Annotated in this window: 3 protein-coding genes; 2 read left to right on the top strand and 1 reads right to left on the bottom strand. The window is 48.6% G+C overall.

The window, feature by feature from the left end; translation table 11 throughout:
* Positions 1-130: 130 nt before the first annotated feature.
* Together leuS and H6G00_RS15500 are read left to right on the top strand one after the other, a co-directional pair.
* Positions 131-2,710 carry a leucine--tRNA ligase gene (leuS, locus tag H6G00_RS15505; protein ID WP_190797429.1) on the top strand — a complete coding sequence of 860 codons (2,580 nt, stop codon included), beginning with the start codon at positions 131-133 and terminating at the stop codon, positions 2,708-2,710.
* A 120-nt stretch (positions 2,711-2,830) separates the two neighbouring features.
* Positions 2,831-3,514, top strand: a complete 684-nt coding sequence (locus H6G00_RS15500) for a hypothetical protein (protein ID WP_190797428.1) — start codon at positions 2,831-2,833, stop codon at positions 3,512-3,514.
* A 92-nt stretch (positions 3,515-3,606) separates the two neighbouring features.
* On the opposite strand, the gene H6G00_RS36125 is transcribed toward H6G00_RS15500, so the two are convergent.
* Positions 3,607-12,504, bottom strand: coding sequence for a calcium-binding protein (locus H6G00_RS36125; RefSeq protein WP_277881891.1), 8,898 nt, complete (start codon positions 12,502-12,504; stop codon positions 3,607-3,609).
* Between the last annotated feature and the right edge of the window lie 350 nt (positions 12,505-12,854).

Raw genomic sequence — 12,854 nt, 5'->3', positions numbered from 1 at the left:
ATCGCCCATTACCAATTACGATGACTGCTAGCCCCGCTTAGCCCCACGAATTTGAGTAGCTAGGCTATTTCCGGGAAGTCACCATTTAGAATGGTGTAAATACTTAACGTTTGAATCAGGAGACCTGTGCGTGGAATCCCGTTATAACCCAGCGGCGATTGAGGAAAAATGGCAGCAAGTTTGGGCAGAGCAAGCGCTGTATCAGGCACTAGACGACAGCGACAAGCCCAAGTTTTACGCGCTGTCGATGTTCCCTTACCCGTCGGGCAACCTGCACATGGGACACGTCCGCGTCTACACGATTACCGACGTGATTGCTCGGCTCAAGCGAATGCAGGGGCATCGCGTTCTCAACCCAATGGGCTGGGATGCGTTTGGGCTACCCGCAGAGAATGCTGCCATTGATCGGGGCATTCATCCAGCAAAGTGGACGTATCAAAATATTGCTCAGATGCGAGCGCAGCTTCAGCGGTTGGGCATATCCTTTGACTGGGAACGTGAGCTAGCAACCTGCTCGCCCGACTACTATCACTGGACGCAGTGGATTTTCTTAGAGTTCTTCCAGGCAGGGCTAGCCTACCAAAAAGAAGCAACGGTTAACTGGGACCCGATTGACCAAACCGTTTTGGCAAACGAACAGGTGGATAGTGAAGGGCGTTCTTGGCGATCGGGCGCTATGGTCGAGCGTCGCCTTTTGCGTCAGTGGTTCCTCAAAATCACCGCTTACGCTGAGCAGTTGCTCAAGGATTTGGATCAGCTTTCTGGTTGGCCCGAGCGGGTCAAGCTGATGCAGGAAAACTGGATCGGCAAATCTACTGGTGCTGAAGTCGTTTTCAAAACGGAAACTGGAGAGGCTTTGCCCATCTTCACCACTCGCCCTGACACGCTCTGGGGTGCAACCTTCATGGTGCTCTCACCAGAGCATCCTTTAGTAGAAAAGTTGACCACTTCAGAGCAAGCGGAAACTATTCAAGCCTATCAAGCTGCCGCTGCCGCTCAAAGCGAAATTGACCGCACGGCTGAGGATCGCGAGAAAACAGGCGTTTGGACAGGCAGTTATGCAGTCAATCCAGTCAATGGCGAGAAGTTGCCCATCTGGATTGCAGACTACGTGCTGATGGGCTACGGTACGGGCGCAATTATGGCAGTTCCCGCCCATGACCAGCGTGACTTTGAGTTTGCCAGAAAGTTTAATTTGCCAATTAAAGTCGTTGTTCAGCCAAACGACCAGACTCTTGATGCGGATAGCATGACCGCAGCCTTTGTCGGTGAAGGGGTAATCGTTCACTCTGAAGACTTGAATGGGGTTGCGGCTGGGAAAGCCCCAGGGCAAAGTGTTGAAGCGGCTGTTCAATGGCTGGAGAAAAACGGCAAAGGCAAAGGCACCGCAACCTATCGCCTGCGCGACTGGCTGATTTCTCGTCAGCGCTATTGGGGCGCACCCATTCCGATCATTCATTGTCCCAACTGTGGAGCTGTTCCGGTTCCAGCAGCAGATTTGCCTGTGCAGTTGCCAGAAGACGTAGAGTTTTCGGGACGTGGACCTTCCCCCCTAGCACAGTTAGAATCCTGGATTAACGTGCCCTGCCCCAGTTGCGGCACCCCGGCAAAGCGCGAAACAGATACGATGGACACGTTCATCGATTCCTCGTGGTATTTCTTGCGCTACCCGGATGCTAAGAATGGGCAGCAGGCGTTTGATCCGGCAAAGGTGAACGGCTGGATGCCGGTTGACCAGTACGTGGGCGGTATTGAACACGCGATCTTGCATTTGCTGTATTCGCGGTTCTTTACAAAAGTGTTGCGCGATCGCAATCTGCTCAACTTCGACGAACCCTTCCAACGTTTGTTGACTCAGGGTATGGTCCAGGCGGCTGCTTACAAAAATCGGACTACAGGAAAATACATTCCTCCCAGTCAGATTAACCCTGCCGACCCTAAAGATCCTGAAACAGGTGAGCCGCTGGAAGTTTCCTACGAGAAGATGTCAAAGTCAAAGTACAACGGCATCGATCCAGAGCAGGTTTTGGCAAAATATGGGGCTGATACGGCCCGGATGTTCATCCTGTTTAAGGCTCCACCCGAAAAGGATCTGGAATGGGATGATGCGGATGTCGAAGGTCAGTTTCGCTTCTTAAACCGAGTTTGGCGCTTGGTGGCAGAGTTTGCTGAAAAGGGGCGATCGCCTGCCGCGTCTGCAACTCCATCAGCCGAATTAACCAAGCCTGAAAAGGAACTGCGTTTTGCCATTCATTACGCCATTAAAGAGGTTAGTGAAGACTTGGAGGGCGAATATCAATTCAACACTGCGGTTTCAGAATTGATGAAGCTGAGCAATGCTTTAGCAGATTCCACTTGCAAAGACTCACCCATTTACGCAGAAGGAATCAACGCTTTAGTTCTGCTCTTGGCTCCTTTTGCGCCTCACATCGCAGATGAAGCATGGAAAGTGTTGGGACATTCTGGCTCAGTGCATCAGCAAAGCTGGCTTACGCCTGATCCAGCGGCACTGGTTGTGGACGAAATTCCGTTAGTGATTCAAATTAACGGCAAAACGCGAGGTACGATTCAGGTGCCTGCCCAAGCAGACAAGCCTGCCCTGGAACAGTACGCTCGTGAGTCAGAGATCGCCCAGCGCTACATCACTGATAAGGAAGTTAAAAAAGTGATTGTAGTGCCTGGGAAACTGGTGAACTTTGTAGTGGTCTAAACCCAATCGAATTAACTCTAATTGGCTGGCAAACAGTTTCTGACCGAGGCAGGATGTAGCTCATCCTGCCTTATGTCATTGTAGAGATAGGATCAGCAGCCACTCAGACGGGACAAACCCATGAAACTACAAAATTTAGGACATATATTGACTGGAGTTCTTTTGGCTGCTGTAGTTGCCTGCGCTCCTCCATCAACCCAAACGCCCTCTGCAAGCCAGGATATCCAACCCGAAAGTGAAGCTTCTTCAGATGAATCATCCCCTGAAGCTCAAAGCTATAGCGAGTCATCTGCCCCTGAGACTAAAACGGCTCAACTCAGTGTAGAAGGGGAAACAACTGAAATCGAGCTAGAACGCTTTGTTTCAGAGTCTTCACCTTTTATCACTTACTTTCCCGCTGAGGACTTCATGCCAGAGGTAGCAGGAGAAAGCAAAGAAGAGGGCGATCGCTTCTACTTCAGCCCAACGGGTACGCCAGACCAAAAAGCCTACGTCCAGATCGTTTTTCCAGAAGGGGCTTCTAGCTCTGAGGACGTGAAGGAACTAGTTTTGGGCGGTAAAGGCTTGTTAGCAGCCAACAATTGGGATGAAGTTAGTCAAAACAGTTCTTCTGCCTATCCCTGGGCAGTAGAGGAAATCATTTATGAGCAAGATACTGAAGCCGAAATCTACACAGGCGTTGTTTACATTGGCGAACAGAACGGTGAAGCTTTCTATGTAGTAACTCATGCTCCAGTTGAATATGGTGATGGCTTTGATCCAAGAGCAAACATGATCCTAGAAAACTTAGAAATCAGTAATTAGAATTTTTACAAAATTCGTCAAAAGAAAAGCAAAGAGGGAAGGGCGATCGCCCTTCCCTCTTTACTTATTCAACCTAAGGTGAATCTATTCCATCATGCTCGAATCTCAAAGTCATTCGCTGTAATGGATGGAATTGAGCCAGTGTTTGTAGTTAACTGTGCAAACTGAACACCCGTGTAGAACAAGTTTCCAGTACCCAAGCTGTAGACAATGTTGGCACTGCCTGCTCCTGCGTCAGTTTCAACAATTGCAAAATCGCTCTCTTGGCTAAAAGCTAAACCTGGTCCGCTTTGCAGGCTAAAGGTAGTTTTATCCAACACAATTTTGTCGGTGTTGGATTGGAATCCTTCAATTCGGTCTGATCCCACATCGCCAGTTGCAAACACACTGCCGGTGTCATAGACAAAACGGTCAATTCCAGTCCCACCTTTGAGAACATCATTTCCTGCGCCCCCATTGAGGATGTCATCCCCGTTGTCGCCGTTCAAAATGTCATTCCCAGCTCCTCCAAATAGGAGGTCATTTCCTTCGCTGCCAGAGATATCGTCATTTCCACCCAAACCAGAGAGTGTGTTGTTACCTCCATTTCCAGTAATGGTGTTGCTGGAATTATTGCCCGTACCGATGAGGGCATCACCAGTTAGAGATAGGTTTTCCAGGTTATCACTCAAAGTGAAATTAAAAGTAGATTGAACGGTATCTAATCCTCCATCGGTTGCCTCAAAGATAGTGTCAAGGTCATCAACGATGTAGGTATCATTGCCGCCACCGCCTTCCAAGATGTCAGCGCCATCGCCTCCAGTCAAAATGTTGTCACCTTGATTACCAATAATGCGGTTAGCAAGTCCATTGCCTGTGCCGTTGATGTTGCCTGCGCCCGACGCTAGGGTCAGGTTTTCAACGCCTGCTCCTAAAGTAAAGGTAACTTTAGAGATGACTAAATCAGCTCCAGAACCCCCCATTTCATCAACTTGGTCGAGCAGACTATCAACATAGTAAGTGTCATTGCCTGCACCACCCATTAGAACATCGTTACCGGCACCACCATCTAGTCTGTTGTTACCAGCATTGCCAATGATAGTGTTTCTGAGGGCATTACCTGTACCGTCAATGTTGTCTTCTCCAGTCAGGGTCAGGTTCTCAACATCATCACCCAGCACAAAGGTGAATCCTGCTACAACGGTGTCGATGCCGCCGCCAGGGAGTTCGACGACGCGATCGCCTGCATCATCAATGAAGTAAGTATCGTTGCCCAAACCACCACTCATTTCATCAGCGCCTGCTCGACCATCCAAAATGTTGTCACCGCTATTGCCGATAATGGTGTTAGCTAAAGCGTTACCTGTACCGTTGATAGAAGCTGACCCAGTTAAAGTCAAGTTTTCGACGAAGTTGCCCAGCGTATACGTAACGCTAGAGTTTACTTGGTCAGTTCCCTGAGCCTCTAGTTCAACGACGACATCACCACCGTTGTCCACAATGTAGAGGTCATTTCCTGCTCCACCAGTCAGTCGATCTGCACCAGCACCACCATCTAACCTGTTGTTGCCTGTATTCCCTGTTATCGTGTTGGCAAGCTCATTACCAGTACCGTTAATGTCGCCAGCTCCAGCAGTCAAGGTCAGGTTTTCGATATTGCCCCCCAAAGCGAAGTTAACGCTAGAGCGAACTAGATCCAGCCCATCCCCGGCTTCAGTGACGGTATCTCCTAAATTGTCCACGATGTAGGTGTCATCGCCTTCTCCACCACTCATTGTGTCTGCTCCAGTTCCGCCGTCAATGAAGTCATCACCTGCGCCGCCGCCCAAGACGTTATTGCCCTCATTGCCGACAATGGTGTTATTCAAGGCGTTGCCATTGCCAGCAATATTGCCAGCTCCAGCAGTCAGGATGAGGTTTTCAACGTTATCACTCAAGCTAATGGAGACACTGGAACGAACGGTATCGATTCCCTGGTTAGCTTCCTCAAAAACGGTGTCGCTCAGGTCGTCGATGATGTAGGTGTCATCACCTGCTCCACCTCTCAAATGATCTACGCCTGCTCCTCCATTCAGGATATTGTTGCCTTCGTTACCTGTGATCGTGTTGTTTTCGGCGTTGCCTGTACCGTTGATGTTTCCGGCACCGATTGCCAAAGTGAGATTTTCAATGTTGGCACCGCTGGCATTGCTCAAGTCAAAGGAAATGCTTGAAACAATCGTATCTATTCCACCTTGAGCACCACCAATCGTTTCAGAAACAACGTCGCCTGTGTTGTCTACAAAATAGGTATCGTTACCTGCTCCACCACTTAACAGGTCGGCACCAGCTCTACCATCCAAGATGTTGTTGCCTGCATTACCTGTGATGGTATTGGTAAATTCATTGCCTCTACCATCAATATTCTCAGTACCTGTTAGAAATAGATTCTCTACCGAGGTGCCTGCACCCAAAGTGTAAGATGCTCTAGAGAAAATAGTATCAACGCCTTCCCCAGCGTTTTCGGTAACGATATCGCCACTGTTATCAACGAAGTAAGTATCGTCGCCTACTCCACCAACTAGCGTATCAGCGCCTTCACCGCCGTCTAAAATATCATTACCGACTCGTCCTTCTAGACGGTTATTGCCGCTGTTACCCAGGATTGTGTTTGCTTCGGCATTGCCAATCCCATCAATGTTAGTTGAACCGGTCAGTGTCAAGTTTTCTAGATTAGTGGCGAGGGTATAGGTGATGCTGGCTTCAACAGTGTCGATGCCTGTAGTTTCAGTGATGCGATCGCCCGCATTATCCACCACGTAGGTATCATTTCCTGCTCCGCCAATCAGTTCATCGGCACCCACACCACCATCTAGCCTGTTGTCTCCTTCATTTCCAGTGATTGTGTTGACAGAACCGTTGCCAGTACCGTTGATGTTGCCTGCACCTGTTAGAAGAACTAAGTTCTCAACGTTGTTGCTCAGGGTAAAGCTGACACTAGATTCAACGGTGTCGATGCCTGCATTGAGTTCTTCAACTACAGTATCGGCAACAGTGTCAACTACATAGGTGTCGTTACCGTTGCCCCCTCTCATTACATCAGCACCTACACCACCGTTAATTCGGTTGTTGCCGCTGTTGCCACTGATGGTGTTATTGAGAGCATTACCTGTGCCATCGATATTTGCAGTCCCTGTTAGAGTCAGGTTTTCTAGATTGTTGCCCAGGATGTATGTAACGCTGGCTTCAACGGTATCGATTCCGGTGCCGGTTTCGATGACGCGATCGCCTAAATTATCGACCACATAGGTATCATCGCCGTCCCCACCAATCAGTTCATCAATGCCTGCACTACCGTCTAAGCGGTTGCTGCTTTCATTGCCTCGAATGGTGTTATTTTCAGCATTGCCTATGCCGTTGATGTCACCTGCCCCTGCGACCAAAGTCAGGTTTTCTAGATTTGCCCCAAGGGTATAGGTGATATTAGACTCAACAGTGTCATTGCCAGCGTTAGATAGTTCGATAATGATGTCGCCTGCGTTGTCAACCACATAGATGTCAGCGCCCAATCCACCGCTCAGGTTGTCTACCCCTGCCCCGCCGTCAATTCGGTTATTGCCGCTGTTACCAACGATGGTGTTTGCCAGTCCGTTCCCTGTACCGTTAATATTTCCGGTTCCGGTCAGTGTCAGGTTTTCGACGTTTTCACTCAGAGTGAAGTTGACGCTAGACTCAACTGCATCAATTCCAGCGTTTTCTGCTTCGATGACGGTATCGCTAATGTCGTCTACCACATAAGTGTCACTGCCGGCTCCACCACTCATTACGTCAGCGCCAGCACCCCCATCCAATCGGTTGTTGCTGCCGTTACCGATGATTGTGTTTCTGAGCGCGTTACCTGTACCGTTAGTAGCTGTTCCAGTTAGGGTCAGGTTCTCGAAATTAGCCCCCAGCGTGAAATTAACACTGGATTCAACTCGGTCAATGCCCGCGTCTGCGTCTTCAAACACAGTGTCGCTGAGGTTATCGATGCCATAAATGTCATCGCCCAGCCCGCCGCGCATAACATCAATGCCTGCACCACCATTGAGAATATCGTTTCCGGCTCCACCTTCCAGAGTATCGTTGCCTGCCAAGCCAGAGAGGATATTGTTGGCTCCGTTGCCGATGATGGTGTTGTCGCCCGTGTTGCCAATACCATCAATGTTTCCGACCCCGATGAGTTCCAGGTTTTCAAGGTTAGAAGCGAGGGTGGAGGTAATACTAGAACGAACTGTATCAATTCCTGTCCCTACTTCATTAATGACATCACCCTCGTTGTCAGTGATGTAGAGGTCGTTGCCATCGCCGCCGCTGAGCAGGTCGGCACCTGTGCCACCATCTAGAACATCGCTGCCAATACCTCCTTCTAAGACATCGTTGCCAGCCTCGCCTCTGAGGATGTTGTTTCCGGCATTGCCTCTGATAGTGTTGCCGAGTTCGTTACCTGTACCGTCAATATTGCTGGTTCCAGTCAGAGTCAGATTTTCCAGGTTGTCCCCTAACGTCAAGGTAACGCTGGATTCGACAGTATCTAGTCCTGTACCAATTTCAATGATGCGCTCGCCTACATTGTCAACCACGTAGGTATCGTTGCCATCGCCACCCACCAACTCATCCGCGCCAGCACCACCATCTAATCTGTTGTTTCCAGAATTACCGATGATCGTGTTAACCCCAGAATTACCTGTACCGTTGATGTTTTCAGTTCCGGTCAGCGTCAAGTTCTCAACGCTGTCACCTAGTGTGAAGGTAATACTTGATTGAACCAAGTCAATGCCTTCGTTGAGCAATTCAGTAACAGTATCGCCAACGTTGTCCACAATGAAGATGTCATTGCCAGCACCACCACTCATGATGTCTGCGCCAGCACCACCATCAATTCGGTTGTTACTGCTGTTGCCTCTGATTGTATTATTGCCTGCGTTACCTGTACCATTGATGTCCAGTGCGCCGGTTAGAGTCAGGTTCTCAAGCTCGGTTCCCAAAACAAAGGTGACACTTGATTCAACAGTTTCAATGCCTGCATTGGAAGCTTCGATGATTGTGTCGCCCAGATTGTCTACGACGTAGGTGTCGTTTCCTAAGCCACCAGTCATCTCATCTGCACCAGTGCTACCATCAATCCGGTTGTTGCCGCTATTGCCAATGATGGTATTGTTGAGGGCGTTGCCGGTGCCGTTAATGTTGTCTGTCCCAGTCAAGGTCAGGTTTTCAAGGTTGCTACCTAAAGCAAAGCTGACACTAGATTCTACGAAGTCAATTCCAGCATCCAGAAGTTCAGTGACGCGATCGCCTGCATTATCAACAATATAAGTGTCATTTCCTGTACCGCCATTAAGGCTATCTGCTCCGGTTCCTCCATCGAGTCTGTTATTGCCACTGTTGCCCATAATGGTGTTGTTCAAGGCGTTACCAATACCATCAATGTTGTCCGAACCCGTGAGGAAGAGGTTTTCAACGAATTCGCCATTGGTTGCTAGATTGAACGAGACGCTGGATTCAACTGCGTCGATGCCAACACCAGAGACTTCCTGGATGCGATCGCCCACATTATCCACAATGTAAGTATCGTTTCCTAAGCCACCAATTAGTAGGTCGGTTCCAGCACCACCATCCAGGATATTGTCGCCATCAGTACCAGTAATGGTATTGGCACCAGCATTACCCGTACCATTGAGGTTTCCAGATCCTGTCAAGGTGAGATTTTCAAGGTTATTACCGAGCGTATAGTTGACATTGGATCTGACCGTGTCAAGTCCTTCGTTAGAGTTTTCTGAGACAAGGTCGTTAATGCTGTCAACAATGTAGGTGTCATCACCTGCACCACCACTCATTACATCATTACCTGCACCACCGTCTAGAGTATCGTTGCCGCCGTTCCCAAAGAGTGTGTCATTGCCACCCAAACCATTCAACGTATTGTTACCGTTGTTGCCAGTAATGGTGTTAGCTACATCATTACCTGTTCCATTGACGTTAGCGGAACCAGTTAAGGTCAGATTTTCAAAGTTTGCAGCTAGGGCAAAACCAATACTAGAGTTGATTATATCAATCCCTTCGCTAGTTGCTTCAGTAACAACATCACCAGCAGCATCGATAAAGTAGGTATCATCTCCGATGCCACCTACCATCGAGTCGTTGCCTACACCTCCGTCCAGGATGTCGTTACCCGCACCACCAACTAGGACATCATCTTGCCCACCACCGCCGAGGGTATTGTTGCCGCTGTTGCCAATGATTGTGTTTACACTCTCATTACCTGTACCATTGATGTTCCCTGTACTAGTCAGGGTTAGGTTTTCTAACCCAGCACTCAGGGTGAAATTAACACTAGCATTTACGGTATCCGTTCCCTCATTAACATTTTCAGAAACAACATCGCCTGCATTATCTACAACGTAGGTGTCATTTCCCAAGCCACCCCTTAATGCATCTGCTCCAAGTCCACCATCTAAAATATTGTTGCCGCTGTTCCCAATGATGGTGTTGTTCAGGTCATTACCTGTACCGTTGAAGTTTCCTGTTCCTTCTAGGGTCAAGTTTTCAATGTTCGCAACTAGAGTAAAGGTACTTCCTGCCAGGATAGTATCAGTGCCTTCTCCAGCCAGTTCAGTCACAACATCGGTAGACGCGTCAACAATGTAAGTATCGTTGCCCGCGCCTCCAGTCATTGTGTCGTTACCTACGCCTCCGTCTAGGAGATCATTTCCTAATCCACCTAGCAACGTGTCATCACCAGCACCGCCACTAAGGACATCATTACCTGCTAAACCACTGATTGTATTGCTGCCGTCATTACCCGTTATTGTGTTAGCAAGGTCGTTGCCTGTACCGTTTAGATTGGCTGTGCCGCCCAAAGTCAGGTTTTCTAGGTTACCACTGAGGGTAAAGGTGGTGCCATTAGCTGCGCTTGTGGCAAAGACGGTGTCTGTTCCTTCATTTATGTTTTCGATGGCGCGATCGCCCACAGCATCAAAGAAATAGACATCATTGCCTATACCACCCAACATCGTGTCACTGCCTACACCACCATCGAGAACATCATTACCTGCACCGCCGTTCAGAGTGTTGTTGCCGTTGTTGCCTGTAATTGAGTTCCCTAGAGCATTGCCTGTTCCATTGATGTTGGCGTTGCCAGTCAACGTCAGATTTTCTAAGTTGGCACCTAGCGTGAAAGAGACGCTGGAATTAACCAAATCGGTTCCTTCTTCAGCATTTTCGACTACTGTGTCGCCAATGCCATCGATGGTGTAAATATCATCGCCAGCCCCACCTCGCATAATATCATTGCCAACACCGCCCTCTAAGGTATCATTGCCAGCGCCACCCTCTAAGGTGTCATTGCCAGCACCACCCGTTAGGATGTTATTGCCGCTGTTGCCAACTATGCTGTTAGCAGCAGCATCGCCTGTTCCATTGATATCAGCTTCGCCGTTAAGGACTAAATTTTCCAGGTTGTTGCTAAGAGTAAAAGTATCGATAGAAACGACCGTATCAATTCCACCTCCTACTGCTTCAACGATAGTGTCACTCGTGTCGTTAACAATGTAGAGGTCATTCCCTGCACCACCGATTAGAGTGTCCGTTCCGTCACCGCCATCTAAAGTATCGTCACCAGCGTTGCCAGTAAGGATGTCATCTCCACCGCCACCACTTAAACTATTGTCACCACTGTTTCCTGTAATTCGGTTGTTCAGGTCATTACCTGTGCCTTCAATTCCGTCTGTTCCACCTAGGACAAGATTCTCAATATTGTCAGCCAGAGTGTAGGCACGGAGTGCGGAGATTACAGTATCATCGCCGCCATCGGTGTTTTCGGTGACAATGTCTCCTTCGTTATCAATGACATAGGTATCATCCCCATCATCACCTGCTAAGGTGTCAGTACCTTCACCACCATTGAGATAGTCGTTTCCTGCGCCCCCTTCTAATGTGTTGGCACCACTGTTACCAATGATGGTGTTATTCAAGGCATTACCGATGCCGTTGAGGTTGGTAGTACCCGTTAGAATCAGATTCTCGACCTCGTCGCCCAAAACAAAATCAATGCTGGAAATAACTCTATCAACGCCACCACCAGGAGTTTCATTAACAGTGTCATTAAGGTTGTCAACGAGGTAAGTATCATTACCAGCTCCACCCGCCATGCTGTCGTCACCAATGCCGCCATCCAGGAAGTCATTGCCATCACCACCTTGTAAGATGTCGTTACCTGCTGCACCTCTGAGGGAATCGTCACCCAGCCCACCCGTGAGAATGTTGCTGCCACCATTGCCAATGATGGTGTTGTTGAGACTGTTACCTGTTCCACTGATGGCTGCGCTGCCTGTAAGAGTCAAGTTTTCAACATTGCTTCCCAAGGTAAAGGAAACAGTCGCGTTGACGGTATCGGTTCCTGCATTAGCACCTTCGATAGCGGTGTCTCTGACATTGTCAATAAAATAGAGGTCGTTACCCACACCTCCTCTCATTGCATCAATGCCAATTCCACCATTCAAGGTATCATTACCTGCATCTCCCTGAAGGATGTCATTGCCACTATTACCGATGAGGCTATCATTACCCGCACCGCCTATCACGATGTCGTTGCCTGCTCCACCGTCCAGAACATTGTTGGAGGTATTTCCAGTGATTCTATTATTGAGGGTGTTACCTGTTCCTCTGATTGCCCTGCCTGTTAGGGTGAGATTCTCCAGGTTACTGCCTAATACCCAACTGGCAGATGCTTGAACCGTATCTATACCCTGGTTACTTCCCTCAGTAATTCGGTCACTGGCACTATCTACTACGTAGATATCGTTACCAGCACCGCCTCTGAGGGTGTTTGTCCCTGTACCACCATCGAGGGTGTCACTACCGTCACCGCCATCTAGCAGGTCGTTGCCATCTAAACCAAACAGTACATCGTTACCGGCAAGCCCAAATACAGAGTCAGCACTATTAGTGCCCCGAAGTGAATTGCTTCTGGAATTGCCATTGATAGTTGCCATGTTTAATCACCCTCGACCAGGATTAGTATTTGACTGAAAAGCAAAAGGAAGTGTTGATTTTGAGGTTTCCGCTCTCAAAATCAGTTAAAGTTCTCGCGGTGTGAGAATGCTCTATAAGAGAGTTCTTCTCCATCAGAAAGATCACTTAACTAGGTGAGGAAACTCTGATGTGCTTAAGAAGTTCTCAGGATTTTCACTAGAATCGTGTTTCGTAAAGTTGCTACTGCTACGGATATACATTCATGCTGTAGAGCTTTGGATCGTCTCTGATACACCTTTAAACTGAGGCTTTGATTAGAGTACCCATCCCCTCTTGGTAATTCGCACAATCCGTTTTTTTACAGAAGATG

This window comes from Leptolyngbya sp. FACHB-541, assembly GCF_014695875.1.
Lineage (GTDB): Bacteria > Cyanobacteriota > Cyanobacteriia > Elainellales > Elainellaceae > JAAUTN01.
Note: the sequence above shows the minus strand (reverse complement) of the source record. Positions and strands in the feature narration are given on the sequence as shown.